Source organism: Nannocystis punicea (assembly GCF_026965555.1).
Lineage (GTDB): Bacteria > Myxococcota_A > Polyangia > Nannocystales > Nannocystaceae > Nannocystis > Nannocystis punicea.
Window position 1 is genome coordinate 2,186,707 of sequence record NZ_CP114040.1, and the last position, 23,451, is coordinate 2,210,157.

Genomic DNA, 23,451 nt, shown 5'->3' on the forward strand with positions numbered 1-23,451 from the left:
GCGCCGCGGGCACGCTTACGCCGCGCCTGGAGAGGTCGGGCGACCAGGGAGACGCGGGGGCGACGTCGAGTGTGTCGGTCACGGGCCCCGACGTTACGCTCGCCCCACACCGGCGAGAAGGAGGACTTGCGTGCCCGCGAGGCCGGGGCTAATAGCGGTATGAGGGGGCGGAAATGCACGAAGCACCATGGATGGTCAGCGTCGCGCTCGGTTCGATCATGCTCGCAGGTCCGGCGTGGGCTGGGCCGCACGCGGGGGCGGATGATTTCGCCGGCGCGCCGGCGCCGGAGCACGCCGGGCCGCACGAGCCGGAGCCCGACGACCCGGTCTATTTCGACGGCTCGCTGACGCCGACGTACGCAGTCGACTGCGACGAGCACGAGGACGTCGGCTACGTCCAGGGCGACGCGTTCACGATCACCGTCGTCACCGTCGACGGCAAGCCGGTCGAGGTCGAGACCGCCAACGCCTACCACGCGATGCAGCAGGCCGCCGCGGCCGACGGCGTCGGCATCAAGGTCGTCAGCGGCTTCCGCACGATGGCCGAGCAGCAGTACCTCTACAACTGCTACATCAACTGCAATTGCAACAACTGCAACCTGGCCGCCAAGCCAGGTTACAGCAATCACCAGAGCGGCCACGCGCTCGACCTCAACACCGCGGCGGCCGGGGTGCTCGCGTGGCTCGAGGCGCACGGCGACGAGTTCGGGTTCGAGGCGACGGTGCCGAGCGAGGACTGGCACTGGGAGTGGTGGGGCGGCGGGCCGGCGACGAACGGGCCGTGCGGGACGCCGGACTACCGGGCCGAGTACGCCGGGCAGTCGTTCCCGCTGGCCTCGCAGCCGCCGGTGCTGCTGATCGTCGGCGAGTGCATCGACGCGTGGATCGATCTGCGGAACACCGGCGACGCGGCCTGGAACGGCGACACGCGGCTGGCCCCGACCCCGCGCGACCAGCCGTCGTCGCTGCACGATCCGGCGACGTGGCTGTCGCCGATGCGGGTCGCCACCGCCGGCGAGGTCGCGCCCGGGGCCGTCGGCCGGTTCGAGTTCCGCCTGTGCGCGTCGGCCCCCGGCGAGGTGTTCCAGACCTTCTCGCTGGTGCAGGAGGGGACGACGTGGTTCGCCGACAAGCCGCTCGGCGGCGGCCCGCCCGACGACCAGCTCGAGGTGCGCGTGCTGGCGGTCAACCCGGCCCCGCCGCTGCCGCCGCCGACACCTCCTCCGTTGCCGCCGCCGCCGGGCCCGAGCTCGACGGGGACGTCGGGCGCGGGCGAGAGCGGCGGCGAGTCGGGCAGCGGCGAGTCCGGCGACGCGACGTCGACCGGCGAGGACGAGGGGTCGGGTTCGGCCAGCCACGGCGCGAGCGCGGGCGCGAGCGCGAGCGGGACCGCGGGCGTGGCCGGCGACGAGGGCTGCGGCTGCCGCAGCTCGGCGCCGGCGGGCGCGTGGTGGCTGGCCGTCCTCGGGCTGCTCGGGCGCAGGCGACGGCGCGGGTGATGGGTGGCCTTGTGGACATGTCATCGAGGACATGTCCATGAGAACGTGCTCGTTCGGGCATGCCGCGAAAGACATGCCCGTGCGCGCTTGCGCGTCAGGGCGAGCTGACGTCGCGCTTGCGCACCTCGTCCTTCAGCGAGGCGACGTCGATGGCGACCGCCACAGGCTGGCCCTTGCGCTCGATCTCCAGGCGGATGATCGGGCGCTCGCGATCGCGGATGAGCTCCACCAGCGTCTCGGCGATCGACATCCCGCCCTCGCGGTTGATGGGGACGCCGTTGACGGCGGTCAGCAGGTCGCCGTTCTTGAGCCCGAGCACGTTCGGCAGGCTGCCGGAGCGGATGGCGTAGAACTTGAGGCCGCGCATCTGGCCGTCCTTGAGGGACGGCAAGATCCGCGCCTCGTTGCGCAGGAGGAACGGGTTGTGGCGCAGCGTCTGATAGAAGCCGAGGTCGACCACGCAGCGCCCGGCCTCGACGCAGCGCACCGAGTCGTCGGGGATCGCCAGCTGCGGCCCGACAAGCGGGTGCGCGGGCGCGGGCACGGCGACGGGCGGGTGGATGATGGCGATCGGGGCCACCGTCGGGGCCGGGGGAGCCGGCGGGGCGATCGGGGTCATCTCGTGCCGGATGTGGATCGTCGGCGCCTCGGAGCACGCGGGCGGCGGGGCCTGGTTCAGCGAGACGACGAAGAGGGCCGCGGCGGCGCCGGTGAAGGCGCAGGCGATCGGGAAGGCGAGGGTGCGGAGGAAGCTGCGCATGAGGACATGTCCTTTGGGTCGGGTCAGTTTCGGAGCGCGGGCCGGCTGGGGTCGGCCGTGAAGAGGGTCGAGGAGGCGAGCGGCCGGGACGAGCCGCGCGCGGAGGATCAGGGGGTGCCGGCGAGCAGGTCGGCGAGGACGCGGCGGACGTCGGCGTGACCGGCCGGAGTTGCGAACACGATGAGGGTCGCGTCGCGGCCGTCGTGGAGGATCGCCCGCACGTCACCGCGGTCGGGGCGGACGTCGAAGATGTCCTTCAGGACAGATGCGAGCGAGCGGACGTCCTGGTAGGCGACCGGGATCCGCGCGGCGACGACGCCGTCGGTCGAGGCCGCGGAGCGGACGGGCGGGCGCCTGGCCGCGGGCGCAGCTGCGTGGGCGACCGGGCCGGAGAGGAGCGTGACGGCGAGGACGGAGCGCGCGAGGACCATGCCTCACCCTTGAGCAAGGGCGATGCCAGCGGCTGCTCGCGCGAGGCGGCCGGCAATTCAGGCCTGGGCCGCGGGCTGGCGGGCTGGCGCGTGTTGCTTTGGCACGTCGGCCGGCGGCGGCGCTGACAATCCGTCAGGCAGACCGTCCTGCGGGCGCGGGCGCGCGGCCAGCGGGGCGTTCTCGGCGAACTTGTTGCCGGAGAAGTCCTGCCGGTCGGCGGCGATCTGGGAGATCGATCGCTCGACGATGAGGTCGAGGGTCCAGTCGAGGACGACGCGGACCTTGTTGCCGAAGCCGACCAGCTTGGCGAGGTAGAGCGTGCGCCACACCCACCAGGCGACGAAGCCCGACATGCGCACGCCGAACAGGTCGATGGCGGCGAACTTGTCGCCGACCGAGACCAGCGCGCCGAAGTTGAAGTACTTGAACGGCTTCGTCGGCTGCTTGCGGATCAGCAGGTCGATGTTGGTGGCGGCGTGCTGACCCTGCTGGAACGCGACCTGGCCGAGCGGCGGCAGCGGGGCGCCCTGGTGGAGCAGGAAGGCGGCGTCGCCGAGCACGAACATGTCGTCGCGGCCCTTCACCCGCAGGTCGTCGCCGATCTCGACGCGGCCGGACCGGTGCAGCGGCAGGTTGCACGCCGCGAGCAGCGGCGACGGCTTGACGCCGGCGCACCACACACAGGTGCGCGTGGCGATCTTGGTGCCGTCGTCGAGGGTGACGGCGAACGGGGTGACGTTGACGACGCGGCGGCCCAGGCGGAGCTCGACCCGCAGCTTCCGCAGCCGGCCCTCGGCGCTGCCGACCACGGTCTTGTGCCAGCCGGGCAAGATCTGGTCGCCGGCCTGGATCATGACCACGCTGACCTCGGCGGGGTCGAGCTCGGGGTAGCGGCTCATCAGGATGTGATCGATGAGGTCGCGGACCTCGGCCGCCAGCTCGACCCCGGTCGGCCCGGCGCCGACGACGACGAAGGTCAGCTGCTCGCGCCGGCGGTCGGCGTCGGTCTCACGCGCGGCCCGCTCGAAGTTGTCGATGATGTGGTTGCGGACGGCGATCGCGTCGCCGAGCTCGCGCATGAAGAAGGCGTGCTCCTTGACCCCCGGCGTGTTGAAGGTGTTGGTGTCGGAGCCGGGGCAGAGGACGAGGATGTCGTAGTGCGTCTCGCACCAGATGACCTGGGGCTCGCCGGTGACCGGGTCGTCGTCGACGTCGACCCGGGCGCGGATGACCTTCTTGTCGAGGTCGATGGCCTCGACGCTCTCCTTCTTGAAGGTGACGTTGGCGGCCTCGAAGATCCGGCGGAAGGGGTAGGTGACCTGGCGGGTCTCGATCGAGCCGGCGGCGACGCTCGGCAGGAGCGGCGGGAACAGGAAGTAGTTGCGGCGATCGATGACGGTGATCTGCAGGTCCTTGTGGTAGCCGAGCCGGCGGTCGAGGTGCAGCGCGGTGTAGAGGCCGGCGAAGCCGCCGCCGACGATGGCGACGCGCACCGGCGGGCCGCCCGTGCCGTTCCAGCGGCGGTAGATCCACATGTCGCGCAGCGGGTGGAGGGCCACGTACAGCAGCAGGATCGACTCGAGGATGATGGCGCCGCCGAGCAGCACCGAGGCGTTGCCCCACATCGGCAGGAGCAGCCAGCAGGCGAGGTCGAGCACGCCGAGGATGACGAGGCCGCCGATCAACGCCTTGCGGGCGCCGCGGGCCAGGGCGACCCGCCGCAGCAGGAAGGCGGAGACGATGGCTACCAGCGCCAGCGAGACCGCGTGGCCGAGGAACAGCACCCAGAAGATGTCCGAGTGGCGCGAGCGCAAGATCTCGAGCCGCTCGCCCCACTGGAACAGCGCGACCGTCGAGGTCTGCCACTTCGTGAGGTGGACGCTGACGATCCAGCCGCCGAAGAACAGGCCGAGACCCAGGAGCAGGGCGGCCGAGGTCATCAGCTTGCGCCCGAGAGGAAGGTTGGTCAGACGGTGGCGATCGGCGGGGACCATGGGCGCGGGCCAGAGTGTCGCCAAATTGCCGGCCGACTGTCACTCGCCCGCGAACGCCCGCCGATCGCGCGACTACGCCCGCGTCGCAGAGGCGCTCGGCCTGGCGGCGGCGAACGCACATTTCCCTGAGGACAGGTCGGCTCCGTCGCTCGGCCAGGGCTCGCGCCGCGGCGAGTGAGGCGACGAGGTCGTCGGCGAACCTGCGCGCAGCAGGCCCCGCGGACGCGCTGCATCGACTCGCCGGCGTGGGGCGAGGTCGAGGGCTCGACCTCGCCGACGTCGATCGCGGCGTCGATCAGGACGGCTCCGCGAAGATGAAGAAAAAATCAGTCCTCGGGCCAGGGCTCGGGGAGCGGCGCGGGGTTGGGCATGTCGGGGTCCTGCGTGGCGCCGGCGGCGACGAGGTTGTCGGCGAACATGCGGATGTACTTGAGGTCGTCTTCGATGTCGAAGTCCGGGTGGTCGACGAGCCAGCCGTCGACGGCGCCGTCGAGGCTGTCGAGGATATTGAGGGCGCCGAGTAGGTCGCCCTGGGCGGCGCGGGTGGCCGCCATGTCGAAGCCGACGTAGATGTTGAGCATGACGAACCCCTTCTCGCTGCTGGGGTTGTCGAAGGTGCCCTGCTCGGGGTCGATCTCGCTGGGATCGACGGTGGTGCGGATGGGCGCGACCTCCTCGATGTACTGCTTGTCGACGGGGTGGCGGTAGCGCAGCTTGAGCTCGCCGACGTCGGCGACGCGCGGCTGACCGTTGCGCGGCAGCAGTTCGAGGAGGATCGCTCCGCCGCCGCCGCGCCGGCCGTCCTCGTGGTCGTCGACGGTCTCGCGGTGGGCGAGCTGCAGGTTGGGGATCTCGATGGCGCCGTGGTTGCCCTCGACGGTGGAGAGCTTGGTGCCGCGGACGGCGCGGAGGATGTAGTTGTCGACGATGTCGGCGGTGATCGTGACGTCCTCGGCGAGCGGGACGAGGAAGGCGGTGACCTCCTCGACGAAGACCTCCTGGACCGCAGCGGGATCCTCGAGGAAGTAGAAGGCGCCGCTGCCCTGCTCGGACAGGGTGCGCATGAGGGCGACGTCGAAGTCGGCGCCGACGCCGATGGTGGTAAGGCCGTAGCCCTGCTCGCTGTAGCCCCTGGCCATGGCGAGGATCTTGGCGTCGTTGGTGATGCCCTCGGTGGCGACGCCGTCGGACAGGAAGACGACGCGGTTCTGCCGGCCGGGGTCGGCGTGGGCGGCCATGAGCTCGAAGCCGGTGCGCAGGCCGTCGTAGAGGTTGGTGCCGCCGTCGGCCACGAGCTCGTCGATCGCCTGGACCAGGGCGGGGTCGCTGCCGGTGATGTACTCGACCTTGACGGTGGCGCTGGAGTCGAAGTCGACGAGGGTGATGCGGTCGCTGGGATCGAGGGCGTCGACCATGCGCAGCAGGCCCTCGCGGACGTACTGCATCGGCTCGCCCTCCATCGAGCCGCTGCTGTCGATGACGAGGGCGAGGTTGAGCGGCGGGCGCTCGAGCTTCTTGACGTCGATCGCGGTGTTGAGGCCGATGAGGACGGTGATGCAATTCGAGCCGGAGATCATGTTGCCCATCTCGCCGTAGAGGCCGTGGAGACAGACGTCGCCGGCGCAGGTGGCGGCGGGCAGGTCGATCTTGTGCTCGTTGAAGAAGCCGACGTCGTCGAGGGTCTCGGGCCCGGGGATCTCGCCCTGCTCGAGGATCTGCTTGAACTGGCCGAAGTCCTGGGCGCCGCCCTGGCCGGCGCCGAGGCTGCCGCCGTCCTGGCCGCCGGTGTCGCCGGCGGCCGCGGAGCCGCCGTCGTCGCCGCAGGCGGGCGCGAGGAGCAGGAGAGAGAGGCCGAGGCGGAGGTCGAGGCGTGACATGGCTCTTGGTTCCTGTAGTTTAGGACAGATAGTAAGGGTCAGGGCTGCTGCTGCGAGGCGGTCCACACGTAGACGAGCTCGAGGTCGTCGCCGAGAGTGTCGGGCCCCTCGGCGCAGTCGGGCGCGAGGATGACGCGCCGCTCGGCGTGGACGCCGTGGATGGTGAGGTGGTGGTCGCCGTCGTCGAGCTCGACCGTCTCGCCGGGGCGGAAGCGGACGATCTCGCCGCCGAACTCGGCGCTGAACTCCTGCGGCTGGGCGACGGTGCCGCAGGCGAGCTCAGGGCCGAGCTCGGTGTCGAACACCGGCTTGGCCGCGATCGTGGCGCCGCTGATGTTCGGCAGGTTGTTGCCGCGCGAGGCGGCCACCTGCACCTGGCTGACGGGGGTCGGATCGCTGGGGTCGGCGGCGCGCGAGAGCACGAGCAGGTCGCCTTGATCCTCGACCGAGACGTACTGCCCGGCCGCGAACGGGAGCTCGGTCAGCGGGGTGCAGAAGTAGAAGCGCGGCAGCAGGCCGTCGTCGAGGTCGAAGGCGGCGCAGCCGTCGCTGCCGAGCTCGAGCTCGGTGATCCGGTGGACGCCGCTGGGCGGGAGGCTCCACGCCACGCGCAGGGCGTCGTCGCCGGGGATGTAGGCGTTCTCGCCGGGGTCGCGCTGCGGGAAGACGATCGGCGACTCCGAGTCGGCGATCGCGGCCCGGCCGTCCTCGTCGGCGCTGAGGACGACTGCGCCGTCGAGGTACTGGCCCGTGTCGTCGTGCTGGCCGGGGATCCACTGGACCGTGATGTCGTTGCGGTCCCAGAACAGGACGGTCGGCGCGATGCTGTCGCTGGTGAGCAGGACCGCGTAGCACTGGCGGTTGACGCCGTCGACGTCGCGCGCCGGGACGTTGGCGCCGGGGGGGATCGACCAGGTCTCCCCGTCGCCGAACAGGGCCTCGGAGAACAGCACGCCGGGCTTGCTCTGGACGTTGAAGCAGTCGATCTCGATCTCCGGCCGGAGGTCGCGCACGCGGACGACCAGCTCGCGCTCGGCGTCGCTGTTGTGCAGGTACACGTCGCCCTCGAAGTCCTCGTAGAGCAGCTGGCCCCCGTCGCCCCGGTCGTCGCCGTCGCTGGTGTCGCTGGTGGCGACGCACAGCAGCGAGCCGAGCGCGGCGGCCCCGAACTCGGGGCGCGTGGGCCAGCGCGAGAGGATGACCGAAGAGACAGGTCGAGCCTCGGGCCGCATCGCCGGGACCAGGACCCGCCAGCCGAGGGCGAGGACGGGGAGGGCGAGCAGGTCGGTCGGGTCGACGGTGATCGTCCACGGGAAGCCGACGAGGCCCATCAGCCAGCTCCACGCGTCGGCGCAGGCGGGCGAGAGGTTGATGAGGGCGAACACCAGGCCGACGGCGATGTGACAGTGGAGCAGGCCGCGGCGGCTGCGGACGCCGAGCAGGGCGGCGAGCAGGGCGGGGGCGACGATCATGCCGGCGAGGTCGCTGAGCTTGCCGGTGAGGTCGCCCGGCAAGAGGCCCGCGCCCTTCAGCAGGTGGTCGTTGAGGCCGAGGACGGCGAGGGCGCCGAGCCAGGTCGGCGAGAGCAGCGCACGCGCTGGGCGCAGCTCGGGGCGTGAAGAGAACACTACGTCGAGCCAGCGTCGGGTCATGGCGGCGTCATCCCTATGCAATCGACCGGCCACGCGCCGGTCTCGCGATGATAGGACGCCCCCACGGTCAGGTCGAGGGGGGCCCGAGCCGCACGTTGCGAGCGTCACCATGGCACCCCTGTCAGGGGGGGCCGCGGTCGACGAGGTGTTCGCAGCGCGGGGCATGATGGGCGTCACCGTCCTGGCGTGGAGTCGCCGCAGCCGGGGGAAAAATTGCGGGGGCGAGAATTTTTAAAAAAGAGGGCGCGGCCGCGCAGCCTCCAGCTCTGGATGTGGACCGGGACTCGGCGGTCGAGTCGCGCCGCGAGCGGGCGTCGCCGAGGTCGGACTCCCGCGCCCGGCGGGTCGCAGCCCGCGGCGCTCCGGCGCGCCGGGGCCCGGCCGGCGCGGAAACGCGGCGCAAAGCCTGCCGGAGGGCGGTGATGGGGTGCTCTCGCGGAGGTGCTCTGCGATGAATGAAGATCAAGAGCAAGGCCGGGCTGTTCCGCGACCGCCAGGCGGGAGGGTCCGGGCCGTGAGACCGCCGCACCGCCAGAGATCGGCGGTCTCGCCTTGGGGTCGAATGGACATGTCTTATTGGACATGTCTCGTGTGCTGTCGGATCCGGAAGATCGCACGGGCCTGGCGCGACGGGCCGCGGTGCCCTGAAGGAAGATGCGTGAAGGCAGGCTCCGCGGCCCGACTGCGGACGAGCGGATGCATGGCCTCAAGGGCATGTTCTTAAAAACATGCGCGAAGGGGAAAAAATTTTAGGACATGTCCTGGCGGTCAGGAGCCGGGCGGGCCGGCGTCGATCTCGCGCAGCATGACCTTGAGGCGGACGTGGGCCTCCTCGAGCGCGGCGAGGTCGCGCGGGTTCCGGCCGTCGAGGTGGTCGGACAGGGCGGCGAAGGCGTCGTTGGCGGCGCGGTAGAGCCGCTTGCGCCGGCCCTTGGGCAGGGCGGCGCCCTTGTCGGCCAGGCCCTCGATCTTGGCCATGACGACCTCGAAGGCGGTCTCGGCCTCGAGCCGATCGTTGGGGACCGGCAGCGGCGGCAGCTCCTCGGGGGCCTCGAGCGCGCGCTCGAGGCGGTTGCGCAGGGCGATCTCCAGGGCTTCGCGGGACTCGCGGGCGGCGCGCTCGTCTCGTTCGTCGCCGAGTCGACGGAAGCCCGGCGCGTCCTTCGCCTTCTTGCCGTCCGCGGCGCCGGCGACCTCGGCGGACTCGGGCGTCGGCGAACGCCCGCCGAGCTGACACAGGGTGTAGCCGAACAGGCCGAGGGTGATGGCCCCGAGAGCGAGGAAGGTGCTGGCTTTCATCGGTCACACAGGTCGGGCAGCGCCTCGAATTCGGCCAGGAGCTCCTGGTAGCTGTCGATCCGCCGCGCGCCGTGGACTGCGTCGGTGAACTGGAACAGCACGCGGTGGTCGGTGGGGATCATGGTCGACTCGAAGGCCTCGGCGTCGCTGTCCTTGTTGCCGAACAGCCAGGTCGGGACGAGGCCCTTGTCCTTGAGTAGCTGAAATTCTCCGGACTTGTAGGCCGCGGCGGTGTCGCCCATGCCGCCGGTGTACGTGAGCGTGGTGTGGATGATCCCGGCGGGGAAGCCGCGCAGGGCCACGAACTCGCGCGTGCGGTGGTCGAGCCACTCCGGCCGCGCGGTCAGGTACATGGGGCGATAACCCTTCGACGCCAGCAGGCTCAGCGCCTCGGGGGCGAACGGGTTGGCGTCGGGGATGTCGCCGAGCAAGAAGTCCCAGGCCTCCTCGTTCTCGCTGGTGGTGAGGGTGCCGTCGACGTCGCTGACGAAGATCGGCGCGCCGGCGGGGACGACGTCGATGATGAGGTCGACGGTGTTCCAGAACTCCTCGACGACGCCGTGCACGCGGTGTCGCCCCGGCTCCAGCTCGTCGGACTGGGAGATCTTGTAATAGACGCGCCCGCCGGAGTCGTCGACGCCCTGCACCGGCCCGTGCTCGCCCTCGGCGGTGGTGATGGCGATGCCGAGCTCCTCCCAGACCCCCGCGCAGCCGCGGTCGAGGAACAGGTGCACTGCGCTGCCCTCGATGTCCTTGTCGGCCGGGAAGCCCCACTTGGTGAACTTGGCGAGCACCCACTGCTCCTCGCCCTCGACGTAGAACATGTCGCGCCCGCGCGAGAGGTCGCTCTCGGGCGCGCCTTGCCCGGGGATCGTCGGCGGCGCCGCGTCGCACTTCGGGATCGGCTCGCACAGCGCGCCCGGGACCGGGTCGCCGCCGCCGGTGGTGGTGTCGGGCGGGTCGGTGGTGGTGGTGCCCGGCGGATCGGCGGTGGTGATGTCGGCTGTCTCCGAGGACATGCCCGTGGGGTCCTGTCCCGTGGTACCTGTCCCCGAGTTCCCGCCGCTGGTGGTCGGCGCGGCGGTGGCGTCGTCGCTGTCGGAGCCCGCCTCGGTGAGGGCGGTGTCGACGGTGATCTGCGCTCCGGTCTCGGTGTCCATGCTCGGCCGCGACTCGTCGCCGCAGCCGAGGTGGAGGAGGAGGCAGGACGAGAGCAGGGCGATCGGCCGCGCGCGCATGATCGCGCAGGCTATCGGAAAGGCCGCGGCAGATCCAGCGACCGCAGGATCGGGCTCGCGGCCGGCGCTCGCCCGTGAGGCCCTGAATGCGGCTCCCAGGCCGAACGGCGGGGTCGGACGTCGGTGGGACGACGTGCTCGCTCGCGGGTGACGCGGGAGGACGTCGACGTGGGCGAGGGAGGCGACGTGCGGAGGTGGCCGGCCGGCGCGCGGTGCGTGCGAGACGAGACGGGGGCGAATCGCAACGTGAGAGCGGCGAGCGGAGGCAGGGAGCGAGGCGGTGCGATGCGAGGTGTCGGGCGAATCGCAAAGTGAGAGCGGCGCGCGGAGGGAGGCGCGAGGCGAGGCGTCGGGCGCATTGCCGAGCGAGAGCAGAGCGCGATCACTTCAGGCGCGAGGCGGTGCGAGGCGAGTCGAGGCGTCGGGCGCATTGCCGAGCGAGAGCAGAGCGATCACTTCGGCGACGCGTGAGTGCGCGAGCGAGGAATGTGCCAGCGGGCGCACTGCTCGGGAGGCCGATGATGGGGGCCGAGTGTCGGGCGAGAGCGTCGGGCGACCACCGCGGGGGGATCGATGAGCGCCGGAGCGAGGAATGTGCCAGCGGGCGCACGACTCGCAGATCGTCGCGCAGGCTGATCGCAGAGAGCGAGAGCCTCGGGCGACCGCGTCGGGCGACCTCGGAGCGTGCGAGCGGTGAATGTGCCAGCGGGCGCACGACTCGGGGGTCGACGAGTGATTCCCGGTCCGTGCGTCGCGCAGGCCGGTATGACCGGCGGGTCCGGGCGAATCGTCGTCGCTTGCCGCGACGACCGCGGCCCCGGGGAGCTCGGCGAGATCGCGCTGGTCGAGGAGGGGCGGATCAGCCTCGAGGTGGCCGTGGACTGGGAGCCGGGCAGGCGTGCCCGGGCGAGGAGAACATCCCGGGCGCGGCCTGCACGAGCGTGCTCCGCCACGAATTCGAGCTCGTCGAGGCCTGCCCCGAGGCGTGCGAGTTCGAGTCGAACGGCCGGCCCCCGACCGAGGGCGGCAACCAGGTGAGCTGCGTCTGCCCGTGACCCGCGCTCAGCCGAGGCCGGCGCGGACGCGGACGCGGGCGATGAAGGCGGCGAAGATCGGGTCGCCGACGGCGCGGCGGGCGTAGTGGGGGCTCTCGGGGTCGAGCCACTCGGGGTGCCACTGCACGCCGTAGATGTCGCGCCGCTCGTCGGCCGCGGCCTCGACGATGCCGTCGGGGGCCCAGGCGCAGGCGCGCAGGCCGGGCGCGAGCGCCTTGATCGCCTGGTGGTGGACCGAGTTGACGAGGATCTCCCGCGCCTCGTAGAGCGGCGCCAGCCACGACTCCTCGTGCAGGCGCACGGTGTGCTCGTTGTCGTCGTAGCGCGCGGCGTCGCGGTGGACCAGCGCGCCGGGGACCTGGAAGCCGATGTCCTGGTAGAGGCTGCCGCCGAGGGCGGCGTTGAGCAGCTGGACGCCGCGGCAGACGCCGAGCACCGGCTTGCCCTGGGCCAGCGCGGCCCCCAGCAGCGCCTGCTCGTAGGCGTCGCGCGCCGGGTCGCCGGCCCACTCGGGGCGCAGCGGCGCCTCGCCGTAGACGCCGGGCGCGACGTCGCTGCCGCCGCTCAGCACCAGGGCGTCGACCCGCTCGACCAGGGCGACCAGCATCGACGTGTCCGGAAGGACAGGCAGGAGGAACGGCAGGGCGCCGGCGCGGGCCAGCGCGGCCGACAGCCGCTGCTCGCCGTAGTCGAGCGACTTGCCGAGGAACAGCGCGCGGTTGGGGTCGGGGTAGGATGTCCCGCAGGACATGCCGATGATCACGGGTCGCATGGCGGTGTGGACGGGCGGGCGTGGGTGGATGCCCCTGGAGACATGTCGGTAGGGACAGGTCGCATGGGGCAGGTCCTCGAGGTCAGGCGGCGGCCAGGCCGGCGCGGCGCAGCAGGGCCTCGGGGTCGGGGTCGCGGCCCATGAACGTGCGGAACAGGGCGGCGGGGTCGTCGCTGTCGCCGCGCTCGAGGATCGCGCGGCGGAAGGCGAGGCCGACGTCGCGGCTGAACAGGCCCTCGCGCTGGAAGCGGGTGAAGGCGTCGGCGTCGAGGACCTCGGCCCACTTGTACGAGTAGTAGCCGGCGGCGTAGGCGACCGGGCTCGAGAACAGGTGGCCGAAGCGGCACACCATGGCGTAGTCGGCCGGCAGCGGGGCGGGGGTGAAGCGGCCCATGATCTCGCGGGCGCGCGCGAGGATCTCCGTCGGCGTGGCCGGCAGCGGGCCGCGGTGCAGCTCGAGGTCGACGGTGGCGAAGCTGAGCTGGCGCATCATCGCCGAGGCGGCGCGGAAGTTGCGGGCGCTGAGCATGCGCTGGACCAGGTCGTCGGGGATCGGCGCGCCGGTGTCGACGTGGCGGGCGAAGCGGTCGAGGGCGGCCCGCTCCCAGCACCAGTTCTCCATGATCTGCGACGGCAGCTCGACGAAGTCCCAGGCGACGTTGGTGCCGGCCAGGCTGCGCAGCTCGACCCGCGTCAGCAGGTGGTGCAGCAGGTGGCCGAACTCGTGGAAGATCGTCTCGACCTCGTCGTGGGTGAGCAGCGCCGGGCGGTCGCCGATCGGCGGGGTCAGGTTGCCGCAGATGAGCCCGAGGTGCGGGCCGAGGCCGCCGCGGCCGTCGGGGCGGCCGGTCACCAGCCCGTTCATCCACGCGCCGGCCCGCTTCTGCTCGCGCGGGAACAGGTCGGCGTAGAATACCCCGAGCAGCGCGCCCTCGTCGCGCACCGCGTAGGTGCGCACGTCGGGGTGCCAGACCTCGATGCCCTCGACCGGCTCGACGCGCACGCCGTAGAGGTCGCCGACCAGCTCGAACAGGCCCTTCAGCACCGACTCGACCGGGAAGTACGGGCGCAGCGCCTCGTCGTCGAAGTCGTACAGGGCGTGCCGCTGCTTCTCTGCATAATAGGCCAGGTCCCAAGGAGCAGGTTCCGGAGCACCTGTCCCTTCGAGCTTCTGGCGGAAGGCGTGGAGGTCGCGCGCCTCGGCGGCGAAGGCGGCCGCGGTGCGGGCGGCCAGGCCGTCGACGAAGGCGCGGGCGCTGGCGCCGTCCTTGGCCATGCGCGGCTTGAGGACGAAGTCGGCGAAGTCGCGGAAGCCGAGCAGCTCGGCCTGCTCGCGGCGGAGCAGCAAGATCCGGCGCAGCAGCTCGCGGTTGTCGTGCGGGCCGTCCTCGGCGCACACGTTGGCGGCGCGCCAGATCTCCTCGCGCAGCTTCGGGCTGTCGGCGTAGGTGACGAACGGGATGAAGCTCGGCTGCTGCAGGGTGAAGCGCCAGGCGCTCGGGCGGCCCTTGGCCTCGGCGCTGGCCCGCGCGGCGTCGATCGCCGACTGCGGCAGGCCGGCGAGGTCGGCCGGGTCGGTGATCCACAGCTCGTAGGCGTTGGTGGCGTCGAGGACGTGCTCGGAGAACTGGGTGGTGATCTGCGCCAGCTCGGCGCTGAGCTCGGCGAGGCGGGCCTTGCCGGCGGGGTCGAGCTCGGCGCCCTGGCGGCGGAAGTCGTCGAGGGTGCGCTCGAGCAGCCGCTTGCGCGCGCCGGTCAGCGCGGCCGCCTCGGGCGTGCGGCTGAACTCCTGCAGCACCCGCCACAGGCCGGCGTCGAGCGGGATCTGGGCGAAGAACTCGGCCACCGGGCCCTGGACCGCGTTGTGAGCGGCGCGCAGCTCCGGGGTGGTGGCGACGCTCTCGAGGTGGCCGACGACCGTGATCGCGAACTCGAGCCGCTCGGTCACGGCCTCGAGCGCGCCGAGGGTGTTGTCGAAGGTGCGCGGCCCGGGGGCGTCGACGATCGCCTGAAGGTCGGTTCGGGCGTCGGCGAGGAGCTCGGCGATGGCCGGCTCGACGTGCTCGGGCCGGATCTGGTCGAAGGGGACGCGGAACTGCACGCGCAAGAGCGGGTTGGCGGTCACGTGCGGACGATAGCACGGGTGCGTAGATCCCGCCGCGCGCGATGATTCGGCGGGCCTTCGCGCGGGCCCTCGAGCGAGCGATGTGCGCGAGTTGCCGGGGCGCAGGGTGCGGCGTATCGTGCGAGGGTGATCACGTCCGTGTCGCTGGTGCTGTGGCTCGTGCAGGCGCCGCCGATCGTCGCGCCGCCGATGACCGCTCCGCCGCTGACCGCTCCGCCGCGCGAGTGGAACCTCGCGGGCGTGTTCGTGCTGAAGCAGGAGAAGTTCCTGATGTGGGTGCCGCGGATCGATCTGAGCCGGCCGTTTCGCGGCTGGGAGTACGAGCTGCGGCCGGTGTGGGCGCTCGAGCTGACGCCGACGCACCGGCGTCTGTCCGACTTCTCGCTGGCGGTCCTCTCGGCGCCGGGGGTGGACACAGGGATCGGGCTGGTGCAGCCGAAGCTGCAGTACCGCGTGCCGGGGACCGAGGTGCGGGTCGGGGTGCAGTCGACCATCCTGTCGTTCTTCACCGCGGCGCTGGCAGGGTCCGGCAAGGTGATGCGGCCGATGGGGTTCGTGTCCGGGCGGTTCTGAGGCCGAGGGGCCTGTCTTGAAGGGCATGGTCTGAAGGACAAGTCGTTGGGGGCATGTCCTTGGAGGCATGTCCGGATGGGCATGTCCGTGGGGGCATGTACGGTCCTGCGCCGGGGCGCCGGCCGATCACGCCAGGGCGCGTGGTGCGGCGATCCCGCCGCGAACGGCGTCTGCGGGCTCGCGGCGGCGATCGGGGCGGCGGCCGGGCGGGCGGAGGGGCGCGAGTTGCCGCGGCGGCGGGCGCGGCGTATCGTGCCTGGATGATCCCGTCCGCGATGCTCGCGCTGTGGCTGGTGCAGGCGCCGCCGTGGCCGTCGCTGCCGACGGCCGCGCCGCCGCGCGAGTGGAGCCTCGCGGGGAAGTTCACGCTCAAGCACGAGAAGTTCCTGCGCTGGCAGGCGGTGGTCGACCCGACGCATCCTTACAAGGGGCTGTACAGCGAGGCGAGGCCGACCTGGATGCTCGAGCTGCGGCCGACGCGGCGCAAGTTTCGAGATTTCGCGCTGGTGGTCGAATCGCTGCCGGCGCTGGGCGCCGGGGTCGGCGTCGTCCGGCCCAAGCTGACGTTCCGCGTGCCGGGGACGCAGCTCCACCTCGGCTTCGGGGTCAGCCTGCGGGCCTTCCACAGCTCCAGCCGCTGACCTCACACGCGGGGCCGCCGCCCCCGGAGAGGACCACGACGCCATGTCGACGATCACGGCGCTGCTCGGGCCGACCAATACCGGCAAGACGCACCGCGCGGTCACCCAGCTGCTGAGCCACCGCACCGGCATCATCGGCCTGCCGCTGCGGCTGCTGGCGCGCGAGGTCTACGACCGCGTGACGGCGGAGGTCGGCGAGGCGGCGGTGGCCCTGGTGACCGGCGAGGAGAAGCGGGTGCCGGCGCGGCCGCGCTACTGGGTGTGCACGGTCGAGTCGATGCCGGAGGGCAAGGACGTCGAGTTCCTGGCGGTCGACGAGATCCAGCTGGCGGGCCACCGCGAGCGCGGACATGTCTTCACGGACAGGCTGCTGCGGGCGCGAGGTGTCTCCGAGACCATGTTCCTCGGGTCAGATACGATGACGGGGGCGGTCGAGGCGCTGGTGCCGACGGCGCGGATCGAGCGGCACCCGCGGTTCTCGCGGCTGCGCGGGGTGGCGCCGCTCGAGCTGACGCAGCTGCCGCCGCGCTCGGCGGTGGTGGCGTTCTCGGCCGACCAGGTGTACGCGCTGGCGGAGCAGCTGCGGCGGCGTCGCGGCGGGGCGGCGGTGGTGCTGGGGGCGTTGTCGCCGCGGACGCGCAACGCCCAGGTGGCGATGTACCAGGCGGGCGAGGTCGACTACATCGTCGCCACCGACGCGATCGGGATGGGGCTCAACATGGACGTCGACCACGTCGCGTTCGCTGCCCTGGGCAAGTTCGACGGACGGACGAGCCGACCGCTCGAGGCGGCCGAGCTGGCGCAGATCGCCGGGCGGGCCGGGCGTTACACCAAGGACGGGACGTTCGGGCCGCTGGCGACGCTGGGGCCGCTGCCGCAGGGGCTGGTGCTGGCGATCGAGCGCCACCAATTCCCGCCGGTGGAGCGGCTGGTGTGGCGCAACCATGACCTCGACTTCGCGAGCATCGAGGGGCTGGCGCGCTCGCTGCGGCAGCGGCCGCCGCGGCCGGGGCTGCAGCTGCTCGAGCGCAGCGACGACGAGGAGGTGCTCGCCGAGCTGGCGGGCATGTCCGAGGTGCGGGCCCTCGCGCAGCAGCCCGGGGCCGTCGAGCTGCTGTGGGAGGTGTGCAGGATCCCCGACTTTCGCAAGCTGCTCGAGGGCTCGCACGCGCGGCTGCTCGCGGCCGTCTACCTGCAGCTGGCGAAGAGCGGCCGCCTCGACCCGGGGTGGATCGAGCGGCGCGTGCGTCGGCTCGACGACACCGAGGGCGACATCGAGGCGCTGATGAGCCGGATCGCGGCGGTGCGGACGTGGACGTACATCAGCCACCGGCTGGGGTGGATCGAGGCGCCGGCGCGCTGGCAGGAGTGGACGCGGGCGATCGAGGACCGCCTGTCCGACGCGCTGCACGACCGGCTGACGCAGGCGTTCGTCGACCCGCGGGCGACCGCGCGGGCCCGGAATAAACCTGGCCCGAAGGACAGCCCGTTCGGGCGCCTGCGCGCGCTGCAGCTGCCCGACGCCGGCGAGGCGCCGGCCCCGAGCGCGGCCGAGGCGATCGTGGCGGCGCCGCACGGGGCGTTCTCGGTCGACGCGCGCGGGCGGGTCTCGCTGGCCGGCCGCCCGGCGGCGCAGATGACCCGCGGGCCCGATCTGCTGCGGCCGGAGGTGCAGGTCCTCGCGGACATGTCCATGGGGGCAGGTTCGATCGCGCAGGTCCGAAGGCGCATGGTCGCGTGGACACGCGACATGGTCGCCGAGCTGCTGGCGCCGCTGCGGGCGCTGCCCGAGGGGCCGGCGCCGAGCCCGGCGGCGCGCGGCCTGCTCTACCAGCTCGAGCAGGGGCTCGGGTCGGTGCTGCGGGCCCGCGCCGAGCCGCAGGTGCGCGCTCTGACGGGTGACGACCGCCGGCTGCTCGGGCGGCTGGGGGTCAAGATCGGCGAGCTGGTGGTGTTCTCGCCCGAGCTGCTGACGACGTGGTCGGTCGAGCGGCGGGCCGCGCTGTGGGCCGCGCGTTCGGGCACGCGGGTGACGCCCCCGGGCGAGGCGCGGTCGGTCGCGCTGGCCGAGGAGGCCGAGGCGGCGCCGTACCACGCGATCGGCTTCCCGCCGTTCGGGCCGCGGGCGATCCGCGCCGACGTGGCCGAGCGAGTTTTTAATAGAGTCATGGCGGCGACGCGGGCGGGGCCGGCGGCGCTGCCCGAGGAGCTGGCGGCGTGGATCGGCTGCCCGGCGGACGAGCTGCCGGCGATCGCCTCGGCGATGGGTCTTGATGAAGTGGCCGAGGGGCGCTGGCTGCTGGCGCCGCGCCGGCCCGAGCGCCGCGGGGGGCGGCGACGGCCGCGGGTACGCCGGGCGGGGTGAACAGGTCCCTCGGGGAAGGTCCGGAGGGACAGGTCCGAACGGGAAGGTCCTTGAGGACAGGTTCGAAAGGTCAGCCGGGCGGGTCGAACTCGTCGCAGGTCTGGTCGATGGCGCCGATGGCCTGGAGGAAGAACGGGGCGTAGTCGGCCTCGCAGACGGAGCCGGAGATCCCGTGCGGGCCCCACATCTGGATGAACTCCTCCCAGTGGGCGCCCTGGATCGACATTGGGTCGTTGCCGGTGGTGCAGCCGAGCTCGGGGTGAGGGATGAGGCCGAGGACGACGACTGCGTTCTCGTCGCCGTTCTTGGCGGCGACGATGGAGGCCTTCCAGTCGGGGGGCTCGCCCTGGTCGGGGCTGTTGGGGTCGTCGCTGATGAAGGTGATGACGAGGATGGCGTCGTCGCGGAGGAAGCCGCCGTTGCAGCCGTTGGGGACGTTGAGCGCCTCGCTGACGGCCTCCTCGATCGCGTTCATCGGCCGCTCCGAGGGGCTGCCGGCGGTGCCGACCTTGGCGACGCAGGCGAAGGTGTTGGGGAGATCGGGCTGGTCGGGCAGCATGTAGCGGTGGCCGCCGGCGACCGGGCACTTGGCGTTGGTGGCGAAGGTGCCGACCGGGTGGAGCACGCCTGCGCCGCGGATCGTGTCGCATTCGTCGAGCATGGTGGTGCAGGCGTGGTAGTTCTCCTCGTAGCAGAACTTGACGTAGTCGGGGTCGCCGGGGTCGCACGGCTGGGCGCAGCGGCCGTCGGCGTCGGTGTCGACGACCATGATGTGGTAGTCGTCGACGTCGACGAGGGTGTTCTTGATGGCGTCGATGAAGCCGGGGAAGCTGTCGATGAGGGCGTCCTGGTTGTCCTCCATGCTCGTCGAGTTGTCGATCACGAACAGGAAGTCGACCTTGTTGCAGCCCTTGGCCGCGCCGGTGGTGCCCGTGTCGCCGAGGTCCTGGTTGCCGATGTCGAACTTCGCACCGGGCCCGCTGGTCGCGGTCGGCTCGCTCGTGGTGGCCGGCTCGCTCGAGGTCGGCGCGGAGGTGCCGGTGCCGGAGGTGCCGGTGGTGGTCGACGCGGTGTCGCCGGTGGCGGTGTCGCCGGTGGCGGTCACGTCGGTGGCGGGCGCGGTCGAGACTCCCGTCGGCTGAGTGGTCGGCTGAGCGGCGGTGGTGGTGTCACGCCCGTCGCTTTCGCCGCAGGCCGCGACGAGGAGCAGGGCGAGCGCAGGCAAGGTTGGGGGCCGGTGCATACCGCGCGACGATGCATCGCGGCCGCCGACGGACGCAAGCGGACAGTCCCCCATGACATGATATACGAGGGGCATGGAGCGGAGCACGATCGAGGCGCGGCTCGCCGACCTACGGCGCGAATTCGACGGCGGGCAGAAGCTGCTGCGCGAGCTCGAGGCCAAACAGATGGAAGTGCGGGATACGCTGTTACGGATCGGCGGGGCCATGCAAGTGCTCGAGGAGCTCCTCGCGGGCGAATCAGGGAAGGCGGGGTCGCCGTAGGCCGACCTGAGGCCGCGGCGCCGCAATCATCGCCGGATGACACGATCGGTTCGCGTCACGTCGATCGCTTGACGCGGGTCGAGCGGGCTCGGCCGTGGTACCGGCGAGGGCTTCGTCTGCCCGGCCGACGGCCTGGTCGCCGGGACAGGTCCGATCGCGCCGGGGGGGTCCGGCTCGGCGCGACGGTGGTCATCGCTGCTCCGAAGGACATGTTGGAAGAGACAGATCCGGAGCCGGGCGCGAAGGTGCCCCGGGGGCCAGCGGCTGGGCCAGGGCGCGCTGTTCGGCGGGCCGTCGATCGGCTATGGTCGCGGCGATGCAGCCGCTGTCCCTGTCTCACCAGTTCCAGGCCTTCGCCGCCCGGCTGTTGCTGTCGCTGCCCGACTCGCTGCAGGTGACGCTCGCCGGCGGGCGGCCGGTGGAGCGCGACGGCTACACGCTCGACCCGCAGGTGCAGCACATGCTGGCGATGCAGCGGCGGATGCGGCGGCCGCACTTCCACCAGCTGTCGGTCGAGCGGGCGCGGCGCGAGATGGAGGTCAACACCAGGCTGCTGGCGCCGCTGGGCCCGGTGTTGCAATCTGTCCGTAGCGACAGGTTCCCGGGGCCAGGTGGAGAAATCCCCGTGCGGATCTACCGGCCGAAGGAGTTGGCCGCGCAGGCGCCGGCGACCGTGTACTTCCACGGCGGCGGGTTCGTGGTCGGCGGCCTCGACTCGCACGATCCGGTGTGCCGGATCCTGGCCCACGAGGCGCGCTGCGTGGTGATCGCAGTGGACTATCGTCTCGCACCCGAGCACAGGTTCCCGGCGGCCCCCGACGACGCCCTGGCGGCGTTTCGCCACGTGGTCGCCCACGCGGGCGCGCTCGGGATCGACGCCCGCAGGATCGCGGTCGCGGGCGACAGCGCGGGCGGCAACCTGTCGGCGGTGGTGTCGCTCGAGACCCGCGGTGACGCGGTGCGGCCGGTGTTCCAGCTGCTCATCTATCCGGCGGTCGACCTGACGATGTCGTTCCCGTCGATCACCAGCCTCGGCAAGGGGTTCTTCCTCGAGAAGGCGACGATGGAGTGGTTCATGGGCCACTACCTGCGCGGCCCCGAGGACGGGCGCGACCCGCGGGCGTCGCCGTGGTTCGCGGACGTCTCGGGGGCACCGGCGGCGGCGGTGTTCACTGCGGGGTTCGACCCGCTGCGCGACGAGGGCGAGGACTACGCGCGCAAGCTCGAGGCGGCCGGGGTGCCGGTCGCGTACACGTGCCACCGCGGCATGTTCCACGGGCACATCAGCGCGTCCGGGGGGCTGTCGAACGCGCGGCCGGCGTTGAGCGAGATGGCCGGGGCGCTGCGGCAGGCGCTGGCGTGAGGGCGCGGAGATGTCCTTCGGGACAGGTGATGAAGGACAGGTTCGGGGCGGCATGAGAGGACGGCCCCGCACAGTGATCACCCGTCAGTGGCGGGCGATCTCCCGCGACCGGCCGGGGCACGTCCCATAGCGCACGTCGCGGGTGCGGCGCCGACGAGGCGCGGTGTGGTCTACTCGCCGAGATGTCCGAGCTCGAGTTCCACACGCTGCTGGTCCAGGGAGTGTTCCTCGTCGCCGCGCTGACGGTGCCGGCGCTGCTGTTCATCTCGGCGCCGTACGGCCGCCACGCGCGCGGCGGCTGGGGGCCGCAGATGGACACGCGGCTGGCGTGGATGGTGATGGAGTCGCCGTCGGTGCTGTGGTTCCTGGCGGTGTTCTTCGCCGGGACGCACGCGTGGGGCCTGGTGCCGCTGCTGCTGCTGGTGCTGTGGCAGTCGCACTACGTGCAGCGGGCGTTCATCTTCCCGCTGAAGATCCGTCCGGGCGGCCACACCCCGGTCAGCGTGGTGGCCATGGGCTTCGCGTTCAACCTGGTCAACGCGTACGTGAACGCGCGCTGGATCGGTGAGTTCGGCCGCTACGAGCTGTCCTGGCTGCTCGACCCGCGGCTGTGGATCGGCGTGGGGCTGTTCGTGCTCGGCTACAAGATCAACCGCCGCGCCGACGCGGTCCTGGCGGCGCTGCGCAAGCCCGGCGAGACCGGCTACAAGATCCCCCGCGGCGGGCTCTACGAGCTGATCTCGTGCCCGAACTACTTCGGCGAGCTGCTCGAGTGGACCGGCTGGGCGATCGCCACCTGGTCGGTCGCGGGCCTGTCGTTCGCGGTGTTCACGGCGGCCAACCTGGTGCCGCGGGCGCTGACGCACCACCAGTGGTACAAGCAGAAGTTCCCCGAGTACCCGGCGGGGCGCAAGGCGGTGATCCCGTTCGTGCTGTGAGCGGGTGACGCGAGGGACATGTCGCATGAGACATGCCTTTAAAGGCATGTCTCCGAGGGCATGTCGGGGGGCGTCTCGCCGGAGGAGGCTCGAGGGGCGGCGGGGATATTCCCGCGCGGGGGGCTTGGACTCGCGGCGGGTCTCATGACACAGTCGAGCCATGAACGCTGGAGCGCGGGTTCGCCTGGCCGCGGCGTCGCTGATGCTCGGTGGTTGTCACGCCGGCCCGGACATGCCGCCGACGGTCGCCAGCAGCAAGTACATCGAGTATCACACGGACGCCGACGCGTCGGTGCTGTGCATGGATGACATGCTGGAGCGCGAAGATCGCTTCATCGAGCGGACCGCGGAGCTGCTCGGCGTCGTCCCGCCGACGAAACCTGTCCATTACGTGTGGGACCCGGTGCAGGACGGGTCCGAGGCGTGGGCCTGCTCGTCGGGCACCGACTGCTACAAGCTGCACGACGACGACCTCTCGATGGTCGTGTCGCGGCGGGCGTCGTACCACCACGAGCTCGTGCACGCGGTCGAGGCGCAGGCGCTCGGGCAGGGCCATCGGTTGCTGGTGGAAGGGACGGCGGAGTACCTCGGGTCGCTCCAATCGAGCGCGGTGCTGCCGGCCGATTTCCCCGCGGCGTTCGCCGCCGCGTTCTCGGTGAGCGACGACGGCGACTACAGGGTCGCGCTGCACTTCGTCGGCTCGATCTTCGCGCGCCACGGCGCCGCGAAGTACCGGGCGCTGCGCGAGAGGGTGCCGGCGGACGCCGATTTGACGCGGTTCGCGGCCGAGTTCGAGGCCGAGTTCGGCCAGCCGCTGGCCGACGCGCTGGCGGAGATGAGCGGCGAGGTGGTGTACGGGCAGGACCTGTTCAGGGGCTGCGGGGAGGGGGAGACGCGCGTGCTGGAGTGGACGGACGAGGGGGTCGTCGACGCCGCGATCGAGGGCGAATGCGGCGACCCGTTCTTCTACGGCACGGGCTTCGTCCGCGGCGAGCAGGGCTTCGTCGGCCTCTACGCGGTCGAGGTGGCGGAGGCGGGGACGTACGCGCTGACGGTCGGCGGCGTCGCCGACGGGCCGGCGCCGCTCCGCGGACTGTTGGTCGGGTGTTCGTTCGACATGCTCGGCAGCGGGGTGGCGTCGCTCGGCGGTCGAACGGGCGAGGGGGTGTTGCAGGCCGGCCGGTACGTGCTGTCGATCGGGTTCCCGCAGGGTCCCCAGGCGCGCGGCTCGGCGTCGGTCCGGCTCGAGCGCGTCGGTCCGCTGCCCTGAGACGCGGGCCGATCGGCTCGAGCGGAGCAGCCGGATCGAGGATCAAACATGTCACTCAAGACATGTCGATTTAGACATGTTCTTTGGGGAATT

The 23,451-nt window shown here is 71.9% G+C and carries 18 protein-coding genes; 8 read left to right on the forward strand and 10 right to left on the reverse strand.

Going from position 1 to position 23,451, the window contains the following annotated elements:
• Positions 1 to 173 precede the first annotated feature (173 nt).
• The gene (locus tag O0S08_RS08455) at positions 174 to 1,499 is read left to right on the forward strand and encodes a M15 family metallopeptidase (protein ID WP_269038521.1); all 1,326 of its coding nucleotides are present in this window, start codon (positions 174 to 176) and stop codon (positions 1,497 to 1,499) included.
• A 94-nt stretch (positions 1,500 to 1,593) separates the two neighbouring features.
• Here O0S08_RS08455 and O0S08_RS08460 read toward each other — a convergent pair whose 3' ends face one another.
• From O0S08_RS08460 to O0S08_RS08500, 9 genes are all read right to left on the reverse strand, one after another.
• Positions 1,594 to 2,259: a hypothetical protein gene (locus tag O0S08_RS08460; protein ID WP_269038522.1), complete on the reverse strand. Its 666-nt coding sequence runs from the start codon at positions 2,257 to 2,259 to the stop codon at positions 1,594 to 1,596.
• 107 nt (positions 2,260 to 2,366) lie between these two features.
• The gene (locus tag O0S08_RS08465) at positions 2,367 to 2,690 is read right to left on the reverse strand and encodes a hypothetical protein (protein WP_269038523.1); all 324 of its coding nucleotides are present in this window, start codon (positions 2,688 to 2,690) and stop codon (positions 2,367 to 2,369) included.
• A gap of 57 nt (positions 2,691 to 2,747) precedes the next feature.
• Positions 2,748 to 4,685: an NAD(P)/FAD-dependent oxidoreductase gene (locus O0S08_RS08470; RefSeq protein WP_269038524.1), complete on the reverse strand. Its 1,938-nt coding sequence runs from the start codon at positions 4,683 to 4,685 to the stop codon at positions 2,748 to 2,750.
• A gap of 326 nt (positions 4,686 to 5,011) precedes the next feature.
• Entirely contained in the window at positions 5,012 to 6,562 is a 1,551-nt protein-coding gene (locus tag O0S08_RS08475; RefSeq protein ID WP_269038525.1) for a vWA domain-containing protein, read from the reverse strand.
• Between the two features lie 38 nt (positions 6,563 to 6,600).
• Positions 6,601 to 8,214: a hypothetical protein gene (locus O0S08_RS08480; RefSeq protein ID WP_269038526.1), complete on the reverse strand. Its 1,614-nt coding sequence runs from the start codon at positions 8,212 to 8,214 to the stop codon at positions 6,601 to 6,603.
• A 768-nt stretch (positions 8,215 to 8,982) separates the two neighbouring features.
• On the reverse strand, positions 8,983 to 9,513 hold the full coding sequence (locus O0S08_RS08485) for a hypothetical protein (protein ID WP_269038527.1): 531 nt from the start codon (positions 9,511 to 9,513) through the stop codon (positions 8,983 to 8,985).
• Positions 9,510 to 10,751 (reverse strand): LNS2 domain-containing protein, encoded by a 1,242-nt coding sequence (locus O0S08_RS08490; protein WP_269038528.1) that lies wholly within the window; start codon positions 10,749 to 10,751, stop codon positions 9,510 to 9,512. The genes O0S08_RS08485 and O0S08_RS08490 overlap by 4 nt, the downstream gene beginning before the upstream one ends.
• A gap of 1,062 nt (positions 10,752 to 11,813) precedes the next feature.
• Positions 11,814 to 12,578, reverse strand: coding sequence for a gamma-glutamyl-gamma-aminobutyrate hydrolase family protein (locus O0S08_RS08495; RefSeq protein WP_269038529.1), 765 nt, complete (start codon positions 12,576 to 12,578; stop codon positions 11,814 to 11,816).
• A gap of 82 nt (positions 12,579 to 12,660) precedes the next feature.
• On the reverse strand, positions 12,661 to 14,703 hold the full coding sequence (locus O0S08_RS08500) for a M3 family metallopeptidase (RefSeq protein ID WP_269038530.1): 2,043 nt from the start codon (positions 14,701 to 14,703) through the stop codon (positions 12,661 to 12,663).
• 126 nt (positions 14,704 to 14,829) lie between these two features.
• Between O0S08_RS08500 and O0S08_RS08505 the strand changes: the two genes are divergently transcribed.
• The 3 genes from O0S08_RS08505 (at position 14,830) to O0S08_RS08515 (ending at position 18,282) form a co-directional block, all read left to right on the forward strand.
• Positions 14,830 to 15,276, forward strand: a complete 447-nt coding sequence (locus O0S08_RS08505) for a hypothetical protein (RefSeq protein ID WP_269038531.1) — start codon at positions 14,830 to 14,832, stop codon at positions 15,274 to 15,276.
• A 260-nt stretch (positions 15,277 to 15,536) separates the two neighbouring features.
• Positions 15,537 to 15,917, forward strand: a complete 381-nt coding sequence (locus tag O0S08_RS08510; protein WP_269038532.1) for a hypothetical protein — start codon at positions 15,537 to 15,539, stop codon at positions 15,915 to 15,917.
• Between the two features lie 43 nt (positions 15,918 to 15,960).
• The gene (locus O0S08_RS08515; RefSeq protein ID WP_269038533.1) at positions 15,961 to 18,282 is read left to right on the forward strand and encodes a helicase-related protein; all 2,322 of its coding nucleotides are present in this window, start codon (positions 15,961 to 15,963) and stop codon (positions 18,280 to 18,282) included.
• A gap of 70 nt (positions 18,283 to 18,352) precedes the next feature.
• On the opposite strand, the gene O0S08_RS08520 is transcribed toward O0S08_RS08515, so the two are convergent.
• Positions 18,353 to 19,525: a hypothetical protein gene (locus O0S08_RS08520; protein WP_269038534.1), complete on the reverse strand. Its 1,173-nt coding sequence runs from the start codon at positions 19,523 to 19,525 to the stop codon at positions 18,353 to 18,355.
• Between the two features lie 73 nt (positions 19,526 to 19,598).
• Between O0S08_RS08520 and O0S08_RS08525 the strand changes: the two genes are divergently transcribed.
• From O0S08_RS08525 to O0S08_RS08540, 4 genes are all read left to right on the forward strand, one after another.
• Positions 19,599 to 19,787 (forward strand): hypothetical protein, encoded by a 189-nt coding sequence (locus O0S08_RS08525; RefSeq protein WP_269038535.1) that lies wholly within the window; start codon positions 19,599 to 19,601, stop codon positions 19,785 to 19,787.
• A 316-nt stretch (positions 19,788 to 20,103) separates the two neighbouring features.
• Positions 20,104 to 21,150 carry an alpha/beta hydrolase gene (locus O0S08_RS08530; RefSeq protein ID WP_269038536.1) on the forward strand — a complete coding sequence of 349 codons (1,047 nt, stop codon included), beginning with the start codon at positions 20,104 to 20,106 and terminating at the stop codon, positions 21,148 to 21,150.
• A gap of 182 nt (positions 21,151 to 21,332) precedes the next feature.
• A complete protein-coding gene (locus O0S08_RS08535) occupies positions 21,333 to 22,088 on the forward strand; it encodes a DUF1295 domain-containing protein (RefSeq protein ID WP_269038537.1) in 756 nt (251 codons plus the stop codon).
• A 160-nt stretch (positions 22,089 to 22,248) separates the two neighbouring features.
• Positions 22,249 to 23,358 carry a hypothetical protein gene (locus tag O0S08_RS08540; RefSeq protein WP_269038538.1) on the forward strand — a complete coding sequence of 370 codons (1,110 nt, stop codon included), beginning with the start codon at positions 22,249 to 22,251 and terminating at the stop codon, positions 23,356 to 23,358.
• Positions 23,359 to 23,451: the final 93 nt, after the last annotated feature.

What these genes read in the sequence shown, in the direction of transcription:
- O0S08_RS08455 (WP_269038521.1), top strand. Translation starts at nt 174, where the DNA reads ATGCACGAAGCACCATGGATGGTCAGCGTCGCGCTCGGTTCGATCATG.
- O0S08_RS08460 (WP_269038522.1), bottom strand. Translation starts at nt 2,259, where the DNA reads ATGCGCAGCTTCCTCCGCACCCTCGCCTTCCCGATCGCCTGCGCCTTC.
- O0S08_RS08465 (WP_269038523.1), bottom strand. Translation starts at nt 2,690, where the DNA reads ATGGTCCTCGCGCGCTCCGTCCTCGCCGTCACGCTCCTCTCCGGCCCG.
- O0S08_RS08470 (WP_269038524.1), bottom strand. Translation starts at nt 4,685, where the DNA reads ATGGTCCCCGCCGATCGCCACCGTCTGACCAACCTTCCTCTCGGGCGC.
- O0S08_RS08475 (WP_269038525.1), bottom strand. Translation starts at nt 6,562, where the DNA reads ATGTCACGCCTCGACCTCCGCCTCGGCCTCTCTCTCCTGCTCCTCGCG.
- O0S08_RS08480 (WP_269038526.1), bottom strand. Translation starts at nt 8,214, where the DNA reads ATGACCCGACGCTGGCTCGACGTAGTGTTCTCTTCACGCCCCGAGCTG.
- O0S08_RS08485 (WP_269038527.1), bottom strand. Translation starts at nt 9,513, where the DNA reads ATGAAAGCCAGCACCTTCCTCGCTCTCGGGGCCATCACCCTCGGCCTG.
- O0S08_RS08490 (WP_269038528.1), bottom strand. Translation starts at nt 10,751, where the DNA reads ATGCGCGCGCGGCCGATCGCCCTGCTCTCGTCCTGCCTCCTCCTCCAC.
- O0S08_RS08495 (WP_269038529.1), bottom strand. Translation starts at nt 12,578, where the DNA reads ATGCGACCCGTGATCATCGGCATGTCCTGCGGGACATCCTACCCCGAC.
- O0S08_RS08510 (WP_269038532.1), top strand. Translation starts at nt 15,537, where the DNA reads ATGATCCCGTCCGCGATGCTCGCGCTGTGGCTGGTGCAGGCGCCGCCG.
- O0S08_RS08515 (WP_269038533.1), top strand. Translation starts at nt 15,961, where the DNA reads ATGTCGACGATCACGGCGCTGCTCGGGCCGACCAATACCGGCAAGACG.
- O0S08_RS08520 (WP_269038534.1), bottom strand. Translation starts at nt 19,525, where the DNA reads ATGCACCGGCCCCCAACCTTGCCTGCGCTCGCCCTGCTCCTCGTCGCG.
- O0S08_RS08525 (WP_269038535.1), top strand. Translation starts at nt 19,599, where the DNA reads ATGGAGCGGAGCACGATCGAGGCGCGGCTCGCCGACCTACGGCGCGAA.
- O0S08_RS08530 (WP_269038536.1), top strand. Translation starts at nt 20,104, where the DNA reads ATGCAGCCGCTGTCCCTGTCTCACCAGTTCCAGGCCTTCGCCGCCCGG.
- O0S08_RS08535 (WP_269038537.1), top strand. Translation starts at nt 21,333, where the DNA reads ATGTCCGAGCTCGAGTTCCACACGCTGCTGGTCCAGGGAGTGTTCCTC.
- O0S08_RS08540 (WP_269038538.1), top strand. Translation starts at nt 22,249, where the DNA reads ATGAACGCTGGAGCGCGGGTTCGCCTGGCCGCGGCGTCGCTGATGCTC.